The sequence below is a fragment of the Anaerolineae bacterium genome (genome assembly GCA_016931895.1).
Classification (GTDB): domain Bacteria; phylum Chloroflexota; class Anaerolineae; order 4572-78; family J111; genus JAFGNV01.
On record JAFGDY010000301.1, the window covers coordinates 1 to 15,135 of the forward strand.

The 15,135-nt window shown below is 53.1% G+C and carries 15 protein-coding genes and 1 pseudogene; 9 read left to right on the forward strand and 7 right to left on the reverse strand.

Features of this window, described 5'->3' with window-relative positions; translation table 11 throughout:
• Positions 1-83: 83 nt before the first annotated feature.
• Together JW953_23110 and JW953_23115 are read right to left on the reverse strand one after the other, a co-directional pair.
• Complete coding sequence (locus tag JW953_23110) at positions 84-755, reverse strand: hypothetical protein (protein ID MBN1995597.1); 672 nt, start codon at positions 753-755, stop codon at positions 84-86.
• A gap of 37 nt (positions 756-792) precedes the next feature.
• Complete coding sequence (locus JW953_23115; protein ID MBN1995598.1) at positions 793-1,734, reverse strand: DUF1385 domain-containing protein; 942 nt, start codon at positions 1,732-1,734, stop codon at positions 793-795.
• Positions 1,735-2,050: 316 nt separating this feature from the next.
• Between JW953_23115 and JW953_23120 the strand changes: the two genes are divergently transcribed.
• Positions 2,051-4,510 (forward strand): tetratricopeptide repeat protein, encoded by a 2,460-nt coding sequence (locus tag JW953_23120; protein MBN1995599.1) that lies wholly within the window; start codon positions 2,051-2,053, stop codon positions 4,508-4,510.
• Entirely contained in the window at positions 4,483-5,283 is an 801-nt protein-coding gene (locus tag JW953_23125; GenBank protein MBN1995600.1) for a rhomboid family intramembrane serine protease, read from the forward strand. Before JW953_23120 ends, JW953_23125 begins: the two co-directional genes overlap by 28 nt.
• A 12-nt stretch (positions 5,284-5,295) precedes the next feature.
• Here the strand turns inward: JW953_23125 and JW953_23130 are convergent, their stop codons facing one another.
• From JW953_23130 to JW953_23140, 3 genes are all read right to left on the reverse strand, one after another.
• A complete protein-coding gene (locus JW953_23130) occupies positions 5,296-6,960 on the reverse strand; it encodes a peptide ABC transporter substrate-binding protein (GenBank protein MBN1995601.1) in 1,665 nt (554 codons plus the stop codon).
• Positions 6,961-7,069: 109 nt separating this feature from the next.
• On the reverse strand, positions 7,070-7,291 hold the full coding sequence (gene secG / locus JW953_23135) for a preprotein translocase subunit SecG (protein ID MBN1995602.1): 222 nt from the start codon (positions 7,289-7,291) through the stop codon (positions 7,070-7,072).
• Between the two features lie 131 nt (positions 7,292-7,422).
• The gene (locus JW953_23140; GenBank protein MBN1995603.1) at positions 7,423-8,667 is read right to left on the reverse strand and encodes a site-specific DNA-methyltransferase; all 1,245 of its coding nucleotides are present in this window, start codon (positions 8,665-8,667) and stop codon (positions 7,423-7,425) included.
• A 158-nt stretch (positions 8,668-8,825) separates the two neighbouring features.
• Between JW953_23140 and JW953_23145 the strand changes: the two genes are divergently transcribed.
• Genes JW953_23145 through JW953_23155 form a run of 3 tightly spaced genes read left to right on the forward strand, consistent with a single transcriptional unit; the run spans position 8,826 to position 11,186 of the window.
• On the forward strand, positions 8,826-9,158 hold the full coding sequence (locus tag JW953_23145; GenBank protein ID MBN1995604.1) for a DUF2007 domain-containing protein: 333 nt from the start codon (positions 8,826-8,828) through the stop codon (positions 9,156-9,158).
• Positions 9,155-9,895, forward strand: coding sequence for a CPBP family intramembrane metalloprotease (locus tag JW953_23150; protein MBN1995605.1), 741 nt, complete (start codon positions 9,155-9,157; stop codon positions 9,893-9,895). The genes JW953_23145 and JW953_23150 overlap by 4 nt, the downstream gene beginning before the upstream one ends.
• 40 nt (positions 9,896-9,935) lie before the next feature.
• Positions 9,936-11,186: a hypothetical protein gene (locus tag JW953_23155; protein ID MBN1995606.1), complete on the forward strand. Its 1,251-nt coding sequence runs from the start codon at positions 9,936-9,938 to the stop codon at positions 11,184-11,186.
• Between the two features lie 17 nt (positions 11,187-11,203).
• Here JW953_23155 and JW953_23160 read toward each other — a convergent pair whose 3' ends face one another.
• Positions 11,204-11,419 carry a YtxH domain-containing protein gene (locus JW953_23160; protein MBN1995607.1) on the reverse strand — a complete coding sequence of 72 codons (216 nt, stop codon included), beginning with the start codon at positions 11,417-11,419 and terminating at the stop codon, positions 11,204-11,206.
• 193 nt (positions 11,420-11,612) lie between these two features.
• Between JW953_23160 and JW953_23165 the strand changes: the two genes are divergently transcribed.
• Genes JW953_23165 through JW953_23180 form a run of 4 tightly spaced genes read left to right on the forward strand, consistent with a single transcriptional unit; the run spans position 11,613 to position 14,732 of the window.
• Complete coding sequence (locus JW953_23165) at positions 11,613-12,620, forward strand: LLM class flavin-dependent oxidoreductase (protein ID MBN1995608.1); 1,008 nt, start codon at positions 11,613-11,615, stop codon at positions 12,618-12,620.
• A gap of 6 nt (positions 12,621-12,626) precedes the next feature.
• Complete coding sequence (locus tag JW953_23170; protein ID MBN1995609.1) at positions 12,627-13,451, forward strand: EF2563 family selenium-dependent molybdenum hydroxylase system protein; 825 nt, start codon at positions 12,627-12,629, stop codon at positions 13,449-13,451.
• A 46-nt stretch (positions 13,452-13,497) separates the two neighbouring features.
• A complete protein-coding gene (locus JW953_23175; protein ID MBN1995610.1) occupies positions 13,498-14,148 on the forward strand; it encodes a hypothetical protein in 651 nt (216 codons plus the stop codon).
• On the forward strand, positions 14,145-14,732 hold the full coding sequence (locus JW953_23180) for a nucleotidyltransferase family protein (protein ID MBN1995611.1): 588 nt from the start codon (positions 14,145-14,147) through the stop codon (positions 14,730-14,732). Before JW953_23175 ends, JW953_23180 begins: the two co-directional genes overlap by 4 nt.
• Before the next feature lie 14 nt (positions 14,733-14,746).
• Here the strand turns inward: JW953_23180 and JW953_23185 are convergent.
• Positions 14,747-15,058, reverse strand: a pseudogene (locus JW953_23185) (hypothetical protein).
• Positions 15,059-15,135: the final 77 nt, after the last annotated feature.

The following is a 15,135-nucleotide window of genomic DNA, read 5'->3' on the forward strand; positions in this document are numbered from 1 at the left end:
CGTTCATTTAGAGCACATTTTTCGTCAAAACTAGACCATTTTGGCAGTTATGAGATCCTTCTCTGGTTCTCTCCGACAGACTGCTAGGCTTCTTGAAATCGTTTTTCTAATTCTTCCAGCATCAAGGCTGCTTCAACAAGTTTGTCCAGCGGATTATCGCTGCCCCGGTAGTAGCGATAGTCGCAAGGCATAATGTCCAGCACATCCACCAGGTCGGCGTGGGCGCTGCGCATGGCCGGCTCGGTGGTGTTGTACCACGCCGCAATTTCCGGGCCAGGCACTTCTTCAAAATTCACCTTGCGCACGGTATGGTCCAGGGCTGCGGCCCATTCTTCGGGACGGCTGAGGTCCAGGTGATTTTTGCCAATGGTCACCCGGTATTCCAACCACATTTGAATGGCCGCGCCGACAATTTCCAGGCGTAGCCCATGTTGGGGCATAGTGCTAGTGAGCCGGGTTTCTACTGCGTCCAGGGCGTTGCTAAAAAGAGTTTCAAAACGAGTGACCAGTCTCTCTTCCAGTTCGGTACGGATGTAATCGCCCAGGGATTTCAGCATGGCTTCGTAATCACCCATGCGCACCATGGCCCGGGCCAGGTTGAGGTGATATTCCGACTCGGTGTCGTCAAGGCGCGTGGCTTCCTGGAAAAGCGTGATGGCGCTGTCCATTTCCCAGCGTTCAAAGTGTTCCAGGCCGGTACGATTTAAGGATTGAGCGCGTAATTTATCGGTGGTGGATATGGGTCTTGTAACCATGGCAACAAAACCTTCTTCCCCCTGGCCTAGCGGGAACCTACGGGCTGACCGAACCGGGCGCGGTCAGGGTTTCGCCGGTTTCGCTTAAGTTGGCCGCGGTCGCCAGTTTTTCTTCGATAAGCAGTTTTTTCAGGGCAGCGATAGATACTTCTAACATGCTTAAATCGGGCTCGCGAGTGGTCATGCGCTGTAGGGCCAGGCCGGGCGCAATCAAAATTTTAATGATTGGATTTTGTTGGTGCGCCGCGCTAAATTTTAGAAATTCGTAGGCAATGCCGGCAATAACCGGGATGAGCACCACGCGGGAAACAATTTTCAGCCACAGCGCGGGGTCGCCCACCAGGGCAAACACAAAAATAGAGATGACCATCACAATGAGCAAAAACGCCGTGCCGCAGCGGGGATGGACAATGCTGCATTGGCTGATTTTTTCCGGGACCAGTTCCACGTCATGTTCGTAAGCATTAATGGCCTTGTGCTCGGCGCCATGATAGCCAAAAACACGTTTAATGTCCTCGAGAAAGCCAATGCCCCAGATGTAGCCTAAAAACAAGGCCAGCCTGACGACGCCTTCAATGAGATGTTGGAGCAGAATAGGGATGGTCGCAAACCGTTCCAGCAGGCTAATCACCAGCAAGGGCGATACAAAAAAAATGGCGATGGCCAGCGTAAAAGAAACGGCCATACTACCCCAGGCCACCGGCCCGGTAAATTCCACCTCTTCTTCCTCGCCCATAGCAATGTTAGCCGAAAACATCAAGGCGTGAATGCCCAAAACCAGGGCATCCCACAGCAGGGTGAAGCCGCGCAAAAAAGGTATTTTGTTAATGAAACTGGCGTAGATACGAGGGTTCAGGGGTTCGGTATGCAGCACAATTTCGCCGTTGGCCGCGCGAACGGCCAGAGCCATGTGTTTGCGTCCGCGCATCATCACCCCTTCGATGATGGCCTGACCACCGTAGTTAAAGGGTTTACTCATAAAAAAGACCTCATTAAGAAAAAATTAATGTTTACCGTACATATTTGATTTTAACCTACGTTGTCAAAATATACAAGTACAAATTGGTTTAGGAATTTTGACGATATTGAAATTTTATGCTATTCTATAAACGATCATATGAACCCTCCCTCCTATGATCCAACCCGGCGGTGTTGTGGCCACTGCCGGGTTTTTTATTGCCCCCAAAACCCGGCACAAATTCCTATTGTGCATTCAAAAAGAAAATGTTACAATTTGAAACTGACGGGGGTGGGAGTTACAGTTTGGCCCACCCTGAGGAGGGGGTTTATTATTAATGAATCAGTCTGAACTTCAGACTTTGTTGCGCGAAGGGATTGCCGCCGCCAAAGCCGGCCGGACAGAACAGGCTCGCCAGGCGTTGTTGCAGGTGGTGGAACTGGATGAAACCAACGTGTCGGCCTGGCTCTGGCTCAGCGCGGTGGTGGAAGATCCGGTTGATAAGTTTACGTGTTTGGAAAACGTATTGGCCCTGGAGCCGGAAAACAAACACGCCCGGTTGGGGTTGGCCCGTTTGCAGCAACAAAGCGACGGAGTTGCGCCAACGGTCAGACCGTCCCCTTTGGCAACAACTTCATCCCCCTTTCCGGCAACTGAAACGTCTCCTGCTCCTTCATCCTCTACCCCGGTTTCGTCCCCCTTGCCCCCTTCATCAGCATCTTCCCCGGAAAAATCGGCAGGAGAGGAAGTGTCTTCTCCAGGCCAGGCCGGCTCACAGCCTGCGTCTTCCCCCAAACAGCAAACTCCGGTGAAAAGGCCGGGACATCTAAAAGAGCATGCCTCAATGGCCGGGGTGATGTTGCAAGATAATTTAGCCGCGCGTCGTCCGCTGCCGGTGCCGGAAAAACCCTTTGTCCCGGTTTCATCTGCTGAGCAGGCGCAACTGGAAGCGAATGTGGCGGCTGAAGTTGAACCCCCGGTAAAAGACACCTGGCTGTCTACCAGGCGCATCATATTGCGAGTAGTGGTGTTGCTGGCCTCGTTAGTGCTGTGCGCGCCATGCTCCCTGCTGGGGGGATGCGGCGTGGTCAACGAGTTGGCTTTGCGCTACCGGGGAGAGGTGGTTGAGGCGTATGTCACGGATTCGTACACCTATCGAGGCAGCACCGGCGTGGTCTATTATATGGTGCAATATGAATTCAGCTTTGATGGGCAAACGTGGCACTCTTTTGGCGGAGATCCGGCGGACGACGCTTATTGGTGCCCGGTTTCGTCAACGGCCTACGAAACCGCCACAAATACCAAAAAGATAAAGGTTTTATATTTGCCCAACAAGCCACAGGTCAACCGGCCGCTTCGGCTTGACGACAGAATAGACCTTTTGGCAATTATGGGCACCATTTTGGGCGTTGGCGTGGTGATGTGGGCTTTCTTTTTAGGGGGGGGCTGGGCCTTGTCACTGTTTATCTTTCGCCCCACCCGTAAAAAACCAACCCTGCCGGCCCGGTCTGCTATCCGCTACAAACGACTCGCCCCGCAGCCGGCGCGGCCAGAAGCGCCGGCCCCCAAAGCAAAATATTTGCAGGAACATGCTTCAATGGCCGGCGCCTTGATTCGGAGCAAGTCTACGGCGCGGGGGGAGGATGTTTTGGAGTTTGAACCGGCCACGAGCGAAGCGGAAGCGCCGCCCGAAAAAGGCAGTGTTTTGTGTCCTTTTTGTAGACGCCCTATTTCGGCCATGTCCACCCGCTGCCATCATTGCCGCCTGCCCCTGGTGGTGGATTGCCCGGCTTGTGGCGCTCGTTTGGATGTAGAACTGGCCGAGTGTCCCGAATGTGGGTATACGCCGGGTAACTTCCGGCATAAAACCATCTACTTTAGCGGGTTAGCGGCGGCTTACCAGGAGCACGAAAAATATGGTCAGGCCGTTACCGCCTGGCAAATTGTCAACATGCTAAATCCCGACTATCCCGAAATTCAACTGCGGTTGGCCGAAGCGCAAGCCGGGGCAGGCCGCTCTAATGTGGCTATTAACACTCTGCGGCAGGTGCTGGCCGAAGACCCCGGCCAAATAGCCGCCGCTTTGGTTTTGGGGAAAATTTATCATCAATTGAGTTATTGGGATGAGGCCGAAGATGTTTACCAAGAAGCCCTGGTGGAGACGCCCGAATCCGCCGAGCTAAATTTTTCCCTGGGCTGGCTGCTAATGGACCACGGCCAGCTTAAAAAAAGTTTTGACTATTTTCAGAAGGCAACGCGGCTCGACCCCAGGCACGGCATGGTCTGGTTCCGGCTGGGGCAACTTTACGAGGCCTCTCGCCGGCCCAAGCTGGCGGTTGAAGCCTATCGGCGGGCCGCCACCCTGCTCCCCGCCGATACTTTAGCCCAAAAGAAGGCCCAACGTTTGGCCGGTGTGCTGGCCCCTGATTTACCCGACGTGCTGGCCACCGGCTGGTTTGAGTTGCTGCGGCAATTAACCGGGCCGGCGCTGCTCTGTTTTTTGGCCGCCGTGCTGGATGCAGGCATGCGTCCCTGGTGGATTCCGGGCACAGGCTGGCTGGCGCTCGGCCTGGGGCTGCTGGGCGCATTTTTGTGGACAAGCGGCGCCAGCTTGCCCTACAATCCGGCTATCCGTTTTATAGCCGGTGAGCGCGGCTTGACTTCCGCCGAGGCGCGTTTCTCGGTGGCCATCTTTGGGGCAATTTTTTGGCTGGTGGCCATGGGCATTATTTTGTATCCGATTGGTCAATCTTCTCCTGAGGTGCCGGAATGGATCCTGAAACTATCTACTACCTGACCTTGATTCTGGAAAGCGTTTTTTTGCTGCCCATTAAAGACCGCCGGGAACAGGGACAGACTTTTCCCTGGATGACTTTGACCATTGTGATCATCAATGTTCTCATTCACGGGGGTTTGGTTTTGGGCCTTTATTTGCGCCATCAAACCATGCCCGATGATGTGTCGTGGATCATCACCCTCTACCCTTATATGGACGTATCTAACTTAAAACTCAGAGGCGAAGGTTTGGGCGCGTTATCGTCTTTAACCAGTTTCTTTTTACACGCCAATTTTTTTCACCTGTTGGGCAACATGTTTGTGCTGTGGTTTTTTGGCCGCAAGGTAGAGGACGTAACCGGCCCGGCGCGTTTTTTTCTTTTTTACATGCTGTGTGGTTTTGCCGCCAGTTTTGTAAGCGTACTGGCCAGCGCCGCGCTTTCGCCTATCCATGCCCGGATGCCCGGTTTGGGCGCCAGCGGCGCTATTAGCGGGTTAATGGGGGCTTATCTTTTTTTATATTCCGACCAGCGCATCCGTACCCTTGTGGCGGCCACGCCCATGGGCTGCTGCCTGGTGGCCATTCCCTTTACTATTTGGCTGCCGGCCTGGGTGTATCTGATTTATAGTTTTCTGCACGATGCGTTGGTGGCCCAGTTGATGGTTGAACTGGCCAAATTGGACATCCCTTATTCCACCGGCGTCGGTGTTTTTGCGCACCTGGGCGGGGCGCTGACGGGCCTGGCCTGTATTTACTTTTTTGTCCATCCCGACGTGCTGGCCCGGCGGCGATAAGGGAAAGATTGCCTACGGGGCCACTTTCTCATATTGGGTTTCTTTATAAATGACCTGCCGGGTGAGCACGTACCAATTGGGCAGGCTGCGGAAGCGGTCGCTGGGATTGACCACTGGGGCTACCTGAACGTCGAAAACATCTTGACTGACGCCGTAGGTGTAAACGGGGTGAAAGAGGATAATGGAGGGAACTTCCTCGGCAAAAATGCGCTGGAACTCAAAGTAGAAGTCGTTGCGGCGGCCTTTGGCCGTGGTGGCGCGGGCGGCTTCCAGCAGCATTGAAGCTTCATCGTTGTTCCAACCCGCAAAATTTTGCCCGGCCTGAATTTGGGTTTGATGCCAGAAGGGGTAAGGGTCGGGGTCTCCGTACAGTAAAACCTCAGCCAGGGCCGCCTGGAAATGGCGCTGGGCCAGGGCCGCGCCCAAACCCGCGCCGGCCACTTCCGGGGTGGCCGACACGCCGACCTGTTGCCACTGCTCACTCGCAGCTTCGGCCACTTTGATATTATCGGGGTCGTCGCCGGTGAGCAGGTTAAAGGCCAGGAGCCGGCCTTCTTTATCGCGGATGCCGTCGCCATCGCTGTCTATCCAGCCGACCTTATCCAACAGGGACTTGGCCTTTTCCGGGTCAAAATTTGGGACAGGTTGGTCGGCATTGTAGGCCCAACTCCAGGGCAGGATTGGCCCGTTGGCCGCCAGCCCCTGGCCGTGCAGCGCCTGGTCAATGATGGCCTGGCGATCCAGGGCCAATAACAGGGCCTGGCGCACTTCAGTCTCCTGGAAAAAGGGGGCTGTGTCGGGGGCCTGCAAGTTGAGATAAATAATGTTGTAACCCGATAAGCGCGCGGTATAAAGATTAAGGGACTCAAGTTGCTGCACGTCCGGGATAGCTTGAGGAGGGATGAAGTTAATCCCCAGAACTTCTCCCGCCCGGTAGGCGGCTATCACTTCCTGGTAGCTGGGATAAAAATGAAACTCCAGGTGCGCCAGCCGCGGTTGGGGGCCGTTATAAAGCGGATTGGCCGACAACCGGGCCAACCTGGCATTTATTTCGTCCAGTTTAAAAGGGCCGGTGCCAATTGGTTTGAGGTTAAAGGTCTGGCTCAATAAATCGCGGGCGGGCGTGTCTTTAAGCAGGTGTTCCGGCAAAATACCGATGGTGGTAAAATCGGCAAAGGGGGGAAACGGCTCCGGCAGGATAAAGCGGAGGGTGTAATCGTCAATCTTTTCCACGGTCACCGTTCGCCACAGGTCGCCCAGGTAAGGCGCGCCGGGAAATTCGGGGTCTTTCATCAGGTTGATGGTAAAAAGAACGTCGTCAGCCGTAAAGGGTTGATTGTCTTGCCAGCGAACATCATCTCGCAGTTTGAACAGATAGGCCAGGCCGTCATCGCTGGCGCTCCAGCTTTTGGCCAGCACCGGCTCCAGGCCGCCCTTGCCGTCGGAACGAGTTAGACCCTGAAAGATAAGGGCGCTCAAATCCTGGTCAACCTGATTAAAGTGCGCCAGCAGCGGATTGATAAATTGAGGCGTTCCGGCAATGCCCTCGCTGTAAACGCCGCCTACATCCGGCACGGTGACAGTGGTGCGCGAAAAAGCCAGAAATCCCAAAAAGGCCATGGTCATGGCTATTCCGGTGAGGGTAAGAATAGCTTGCCAGCGTGTGTGACGTCCCAAAGAATTGCCCCTTTTGAATGAAAAGGCACAACAGCCAACCACTGTTGTGCGCTATTTGGGTCTGGTGGTAAATCCTAACCGAGAGAAAAGAAGTTGTTCAAAAACAATTTCAACCGGCCAGAGTCACTGCCACCAATGAAATAATAAAGAAAAAGACGCTCAAGCCTACGGTGGCCTGGAATAATGTTTTTTCAACCCCGCGCCGGGTGCGATAAACCCCGCCATCGCCGCCAAAAATATTGCCCAGGCCGGAGCCTTTAACCTGCAACAGAACCAGGGCAATTATGGCAATAGCCACGATAATTTGCACAATTTGAAAAGCTATATTCAAGATACTACTCCTATCAATAACCGGATGAGTGTGTTGGGCAGACTTACGATGTTGCAAAACGTAATTATAGAATAGATTTGAGAAATGGCAATTCGTTGAGGTCTATCTTTACGATGCGGCCTGTTTGGAGCTTACTCTTGATTTGGTAAAAAGTCTACCAATATCAAGAGGTCGTCAACCATAATTGGAGGACAATTCAGACAAAGAATATCACCTGCTTGTTTGCCCAGCCAACTCTTGGCCCGCTCTCTCATTAGATTGACATATTTTGGGGCTTTATCAATTAAAACAAAGCGTCTTTTTGATTTTGTCGCGGCAAGCCCCACAGTTCCTGAACCGGCGAAAGGATCCAAGACAATATCGTCAACAAATGAATAATAGGAAATTACTTTTGTGGCCAACTCCTCGGGGAAAATAGCCGGATGCTTTTTGTCGTGAGCCGGTTTAATCTCCCAAATGTTGGTCCTTTCATAATCATCTGATACTTTGGATACTTGCACTTTTTCCTGATCAGGGTGTGTTCTTATATTCCAGTCAATCAAACGTTTGGTGTGTTTGCGGTAGACCAATACATATTCAGTCACCGGAACAGGTTTATATTGCAACGGGTTTCTATCTGCGGAGAATCTTCTGCCTCGGCCTGTAGCCCAGCCTGCGCCTTCAGGTTTAACCCAAATAATATCATCTACAAAATCAAAGCCTTCCTCAATAAATAGGCGATGCATATCAAATGGAACAGCGATACGCTTTGAAGACTCGGTCCGATTGGCGCGTCTGATTAAAATCGGCGAGACGTTCATTACAAAAAACCGACCTTCGTTCAGAACCCGGTGACAGGCCCGGATCACTTTTTGCATTTTTAACAGATATTCATCATAAGTAACATAATCCTCATATTCCGGGCGGGCATTATAGTATGGCGGAGAGGTAAATATTAAATCTACAGACTCTTCGGGAAAATCTCGTAATATTTTTTCGGCATCGCCAAGCGCGATGGTATTTCTGAGATTTGAGGGCCGGTAATTTTTCTTTTTGAGTGGGGATTTTTGGGGGGAGTTGTGACGATGTAACAAACGCGCTTCCAGTACATCGGGAGATGTTGATTTGTCCTGGAGGAGTAAAGAAGTGTAAGCATCAATAACAACTTCACCTATTCTCTCCTGGGAGTCTCGTCCCAATAATGGCACGCGCCATACGTGGTATCTATCATCAACTTCGGGAAGACCAAAGCTAATGGCTTCTGCCAGGTCAAAATTTTCAAGCCAGGTTTTTGTTACTTTGCGAGCCTCTTCAACATTTAAAACACTATACTTACGCTGCTCGGCAACAGTATCTTTTAATTCAATAAAGTCTTCTTCTTGTCTTTTATATTCCATGCCCTAATCTTGCCAAATTCTATTCAATAAGGCAAATATATGGAGGTTTGATTGTAAATCAGGCTTTCCTGAATGTAAACAACGGTTGGAAATTTTCTCTTGATGGTAAATACAAGTTCCGGTATAATAAAGATTATTTAGACAGAGAGGGAGATTTTATGGCAGAAACATTGCCCAATGCGGTGCCCTGGTCTCAGGGCAACCATGAAGAAACGGCTGGGGCGGAAACGACGCCCGGTGGGGCGGCGCGGACCCCCTGGGTGGTGGTGGCCGCCAATCTCAATCCGGCCGAAGCGGCCATCATTAAGGGGCGGCTGGAAAGTGAAGGCATTGCCGCCCTGGCGCGACAGGAAGCCGTAGGGATTGTGCTGGGCTTGACCGTTGGCCCGCTGGGGTCGGCGCAGGTGTGGGTGCCAGAACCCCAGGCCAAACAGGCGTTGGCCCTTTTAGCCGATACTTTTGAGGCTGGTGAGGCTGATAAAGGAGCATGAACTTGGGGCTAAATCTGGCCCGGCTGATCATCTTAATTTTGACCATTTTTCTGGCCTGGATCACGTATCAGAGCAACCTGCTGCTCAAAAGAATCCGGCCCGATTTTAATTTGTTGCTTTCGCCGCCCGAATTGATTATCCGGGTGGTGTTGGTGGGTTTTTGTTTGTTTTTGGCCTGGTTGATGGGCCTACCGGCCGGGCAGCTTGGTTTGGTTGGGGCCAACCCCTGGCCACAAATTGGGCTTGGCCTGGCGGCCGGGGCGACCATGCAGGTGGTCATCAACCTGTTGGCCGTTGGTGCCGTCAGTTATTTTGGCCGGGAAATTTACTCCCCCTGGGTGGTGCTTAATATCTTGCCGCGCCGCCCTGTTGAATGGGTGCTGGTTCCCCTGGCCCTGCTGCCGGCGGTGGCCATGGAAGAGTTGTTGTTTCGCCCGCTCTGGCTGGGTGGGTTTGGCGATATCATCCCGCTGTGGCTGTTGATGATTGGCACGTCCTTGCTGTTTGGGGCTATGCACCTGCCGCAGGGTTATTTGGGCATAGGCGTGGCGGCGGGTTTAAACGGATTGCTTTCCCTGCTGTTTTTGGGGACGGGCAGCGTGCTGGCCCCGCTGGCGGCGCATTACACCATCAATCTGTTACAGGTAATTGCGGCCCATTTTCAACGAGATAAGTTGGAAATGGACTATGGCCGGGTTGAATCTGCGGGCAACGTTGACAAAATGCCGGGGCAGTGATATGCTAAAATGGATTATGACAAGTTGAAGGGGGTGCGTTATGTCCACGGTTTCTTACCCAGACATCATTGGTGAATACATTGCCAACCCTGAAAGATTGGAAACGGGAGGCGTGCAATACGTAGGATATTTTGAACCGACCCAAATTGCGCCGCAACAGGTAGCCAATCTGTTTTTATTTATGCAAAATACGCTCGATGTGCCGGTAGCGGTAGTGGTGCAAGTGACGTTGCCCTTGGTGGGGGGGGGACTTTTTAAAAGTGGTAAGCCGATTCTGAGCGTGGCTAAACCTGCCTTTAACCTGCAACTCACCGAAGTGGAAGCGGGTTTGTTAACCCTGCCCGTCACCACCACCGAAGACGCGCAGCCGGGGGAATTTGAGGTGGCCGTGGAACTTCAAGTAACCCCCAAAAGTAAAGGCAATCGGGTGCGCGCCGCTGAAAGCCAGAGCAAATTAGATAATAAAAGTTTGATTGACAATATAGTGGGCCTAAATTTGGCGAGCACGTTGGGGGCCACCTTTAGCGAAAAGCCGGTTAAAAAAGCTACATTCCCCCTTCAAATAGCCGGTAAACCCCAACCCGCAGAACGAGCGCCCAAATTGGCCCACACCTATCAGGCCGTGTGGACCCGAGACCAGATAGATTTGTTCCACCGGGCCATCCACGAAATAAATCTGCGGCAGGTGAAATTAAAAAACGAACTGACGGCGGAAGCTCTATACGCCAGGCTGTATAGCGAAAGCGTGAGTAGATTTGCGGATGTGGGTTTGCCGCTCAGAATAGGCGAGGCCATTATACTGGCCAAAATCTTAACTTTTACCTGCCAATACTTTCTCAGTAACCCGGCCCGTTATAACGGTTTGTTGGTGCCAATTTGGGAACGCGCCCTTGATGCCAATGCCGACACCACCGATGCCCTTGAGGTAATCAGTTCGGTGGGGTATTATCACCTGCTCCGGCTGAGCATTGCCGTCGGTTTTGGCCTGATTGCCCGAGCCGCCGGTCGCCAACTCTGGGCATTAGAGGAGCGCCAGGCGGTCAACGACTATATTGCCGACAATATCGAAACCGGCCAAACCTTAGAGGAGGAATTCCTCTACTTGCCCTTGTTGATTGCCGGCACGTACATCTCCAACAAATTAACCTTTGCCGGTGAGGATTTGCGCAACAGCCTGGCTTTGATCAGAAAAGCGTATGAGGCTCGCGCCGACCTATTCCTGGATGATGATATGGCTCAGGCCAGCCAAGTTTACCATCACATTTTCAAAAAGGCGCTGGAGACGTTATAGCCGGGAGTTCCCCCAAATTATTGCGCCGAACCTGCCCTCAGATTGGCCAGCGTATTTTCCAACTCAGCCCGCCGGACGGCGGCGGCTTTGCGCCCCTCTGCCAAAATCTCCTCAAACCTGGCCCGAATGGTCGCCTGCAACTCATTGCCGCTTTGGGGCGTAATCAGTAAAACAGCAATGGCTGCCAGCGCCGCACCCACCAAAAAGCCTGCCACAAAATTGATGACCCGCATGCTATCACCTCTTTAAAAAATTCTGGGTACTGCTCATTAATAAAACCATTATACCATGCTCCGGCTGTGGGGGGAATCTATTGGCCCGGTTTAAGGCCGGTGGGTTCAATCACCTGATCGCTTTTTCGACAAATTGCTATAGCCGGTGGTAAAATCGTTAAATAAAAATTTATCTGGAAAGGAGATTGTTAACATGAGTCAAGATAGAGTAGCCCTTTATTTGCAAGATGCCCATGATCTCCGCGAGGGCATGAAACTGGCCCAATATGCGGAAGAAAAGGGCTTTGAGGCAGTGTGGCAGGCCGAGAGCCGCCTGGTGCGCGACGCCATTGTGCCCATGGCCGCTTTTGCCGCCGTTACCAAGCGGTTAAAGGTCGGCTCCGGCGTGATCAATAACTGGACCCGCAACATCGGCCTGTTGGCGGCCACTTTTTTAACCCTGGACGACCTGGCTCCTGATCGGATCATTTGTGGCATGGGGGCCTGGTGGGACCCGCTGGCCGCAAACGTGGGCATTCGGCGCCGCAAACCCCTTTTGGCCATGCGCGAAACCATTGAGGTGATGCGCCGCCTGCTGAACATGGAAAACGTCACCTTTAAAGGCGAGTTCCACCAGGTTAAGGGGATTGAGTTGGATGTCGTGCATGGCCGTCGCGAACCGCGCCGCGTGCCCATGATGATTGGCGCGACCGGCATGAAAATGATGGAATTGGCCGGAGAAATTGGCGATGGCGTGGTGCTCAATTACTGCGTGCCTCCGGAGTATAATGACCGGGCGCTGGCTGCTTTGCAAATTGGCGCCAAACAGTCCGGCCGCACCCTGGATGAGATTGACCGGCCTCAACTGATGGTTTGTTCCGTGCATACCGATAAAGCCCAAGCTTTAGATGGCGCTCGCGCCCTGCTCACCCAATACCTGGCCCAACAACCGCACATTGCCCAGGCCAGCGGCGTGAGCGATGAGGTGGTCAAAAAAATCCAGAACATCTTGGGCTGGCCCGCTACCAAAGAGCAAATCAAAACCGCCATGCCCCTGGTGCCCGATGACCTGGTCCAGCGCATCACGGCCACCGGCACGCCGGAAGAGGTCAAAGCCAAAGTTCGGGAATATGTGGCCCACGGTTGCACTTGTCCTATTCTCTATCCGTTGGGCGCCCCCTACCTGATGATTGAAGTTTTTTCAGATGGCTACAGCGAATAAGCCCTGATGCGTACCAATCCAATTTTTAACAATACCCTTGTTTTAATCAAAGGAGCGGGCGATCTGGCCAGCGGGGTGGCCTACCGGCTCAAGCGGGCCGGCTTTCCCCTGATGATGACCGAATTGCCTGCCCCGTTGTTGGTGCGCCGGGCCGTTTGTTTTGGCGAGGCTGTGTATAGCAAAAAAACAACGGTTGAGGGCATTACGGCGCATCACGTAGGCTCAGTGTCGGGCGCGCGCGACCTGGCCCGAAGTGAAATCATCCCGGTTTTGGTTGACCCCCAGGCCGACATTATCGCCCAGGTAAAACCCCAGGTGATTATTGACGCCATTATGGCCAAAACCAATACCGGCACAACCATTGACGCTGCCCCGTTGGTGGTGGCTTTAGGCTCGGGCTTTACCGCCGGCCGGGAATGTCATGCGGTTATTGAAACCAAACGCGGCCATTGGTTGGGCCGGGTTATTTACCAGGGGCAAACTGAGCCTGATACCGGCGACTCCGCCCCGGTTGAAGGTTACGGCGTTGACCGGGTGCTGCGCGCCCCAACCGACGGAAATGTGATTGCCTTTGCCGCTATTGGCGACCGCATTAAACAGGGCCAACTGATTGCCAAAGTGGGGCGGGAAGAAGTGCATGCCCCTTTTGACGGGGTTTTGCGCGGTCTCATTCATTCCGCCGTCCGGGTGACCGCCGGCTTTAAAATTGGCGATCTTGATCCGCGGGGCATTGTGGAGTATTGTTTTGCCCTCAGCGACAAATCGCTGGCGGTGGGGGGAGCGGCGCTGGTGGCCATTCTGGCCAGCGCCGTGGTCAGGCCGCAGGATTAAGGCTTTATGAGGTAACAACTCTAATTTCTAAACACGGGAGACAACCATGTACCCCAGCCAAAAAATCACCATCACCGGGTATCGAGCCGAACCGGTGCCCCATACCTTTTTTAAACAGGAGCGCGACACAAACCACCTGGCCCTCATTTTGCCGGGCCGGGGTTACACCGTTGACATGCCGCTACTGTTTTACCCGGTCAATTTGCTGCTGGCCAAAGGCGCAGACGTGCTCCGGGTAGAGTATGCCTATCATGAGGACTTCTCGGCATTGCCGCCGGCAGAGCAGATGCAGTGGCTATTGGCCGATGTTGGGGCAGCCTACCAAACCGGGATAGCCCAACGGTCCTACCGGCAAATTACCGTTGTGGGCAAATCGTTGGGCACGTTGGCTATGGGCCATTTGCTCACCGCCCAAATCTTACCCGCCCCGGTTAAGGCCATCTGGTTGACCCCTCTGGTCAAGTTTGATGTTTTGCATCAGCAAATCCGGCAATTTGGCGGAACTTCACTCTTTGTGATTGGAACGGCTGACCCGCATTATGATGCGGACGTACTGGCCGAGATACAGGCCGCTACCGGCGGGCAGGTGGTGGCTATTGAGGGGGCAGACCACGGGATGAATATTGGGGTTGAGGTGCTGCCCTCAATCCGGGCTTTGGAAAAGGTGATGCAAGCGATAGAGGTCTTTCTCAGTTGAGGGAGGAAACTTTTTCCCGCACAGCCGCCATTATTTTGGCGGCGGGAGGATCAACCCGCTTTGGCGCGCCCAAGCAGTTGGCCCGTTGGGGCCGGCAGACCTTTATTGAGCGGGTGGCTGATGTAGCTTTGGCTTCGTTGGCGCAGCCGGTGGTGGTGGTGGTGGGCGCGGAGATAGACCAATGCCGGGCGGCCCTGGCCAACAGGCCGGTCCAGGTGGTGGTCAATAAAAATTGGGCCGGGGGCCAAAGCACCTCCATGCAGGCCGGTTTGGCCGTTTTGCCGCCAAACGTAAACGGCGTTATTTTTCTTTTGGTTGATCAGCCTGGGGTCACGCCCGATGTACTGGACGCCCTCATTGAGCGCCATCGCCAAACGCTGGCCCCGGTAGTGTGGCCGGAATTTGCCGGGCAGCGCGGCAATCCCGTGCTTTTTGACCGTTCTCTCTTTGACCAATTGCGCCAAATCAACGGCGATGTGGGCGGTCGTCCGTTGCTGAGGGCCTATCAGGCTCAGGCAGAGCGAGTGGCGGTGACCAATAGGGCTGTTTTACAAGATTTTGATCGGCCTGAGGATTTAAAGTAGTTTTGGGGGGTGAGCTAGCTAATTATAACTTTTCCTGGTTGGTTGAGTGATTTTACCAATTTGTTGTCAGGAGGCATTATCGAGGAATTAAATTGAATCAAAGCATCCCAATTGATTGTGCCGTCGTGACAAAAATTTTTCATAAATTGAAACGAGAACTTGTTGACAATTTGGGCATATTTGTCCTGGAATTCTTCGTTTTTGAGTTTTGCTTTGTATCCCAGAGGTTCGATAATCTTTATGTATAGTTCTTCATTGCCAGAAATAAATTCCCAAAACCTTTGCCCACAATACTTAAAGTAGTCCCCTTTATCTGGATTATTATCCTATAAAACCTCAGCCTATGGCTGAGCGACTCGATTAGGTTCGACGGTTCCGGCGTGAGTGGATTAGACTCCTGCAC

Bases quoted from the DNA above. Each gene is read 5' to 3' on its own strand.
- JW953_23110 (MBN1995597.1), bottom strand. From the start codon at position 755: ATGGTTACAAGACCCATATCCACCACCGATAAATTACGCGCTCAATCC.
- JW953_23115 (MBN1995598.1), bottom strand. From the start codon at position 1,734: ATGAGTAAACCCTTTAACTACGGTGGTCAGGCCATCATCGAAGGGGTG.
- JW953_23120 (MBN1995599.1), top strand. From the start codon at position 2,051: ATGAATCAGTCTGAACTTCAGACTTTGTTGCGCGAAGGGATTGCCGCC.
- JW953_23125 (MBN1995600.1), top strand. From the start codon at position 4,483: ATGGATCCTGAAACTATCTACTACCTGACCTTGATTCTGGAAAGCGTT.
- JW953_23140 (MBN1995603.1), bottom strand. From the start codon at position 8,667: ATGGAATATAAAAGACAAGAAGAAGACTTTATTGAATTAAAAGATACT.
- JW953_23145 (MBN1995604.1), top strand. From the start codon at position 8,826: ATGGCAGAAACATTGCCCAATGCGGTGCCCTGGTCTCAGGGCAACCAT.
- JW953_23150 (MBN1995605.1), top strand. From the start codon at position 9,155: ATGAACTTGGGGCTAAATCTGGCCCGGCTGATCATCTTAATTTTGACC.
- JW953_23155 (MBN1995606.1), top strand. From the start codon at position 9,936: ATGTCCACGGTTTCTTACCCAGACATCATTGGTGAATACATTGCCAAC.
- JW953_23160 (MBN1995607.1), bottom strand. From the start codon at position 11,419: ATGCGGGTCATCAATTTTGTGGCAGGCTTTTTGGTGGGTGCGGCGCTG.
- JW953_23165 (MBN1995608.1), top strand. From the start codon at position 11,613: ATGAGTCAAGATAGAGTAGCCCTTTATTTGCAAGATGCCCATGATCTC.
- JW953_23170 (MBN1995609.1), top strand. From the start codon at position 12,627: ATGCGTACCAATCCAATTTTTAACAATACCCTTGTTTTAATCAAAGGA.
- JW953_23175 (MBN1995610.1), top strand. From the start codon at position 13,498: ATGTACCCCAGCCAAAAAATCACCATCACCGGGTATCGAGCCGAACCG.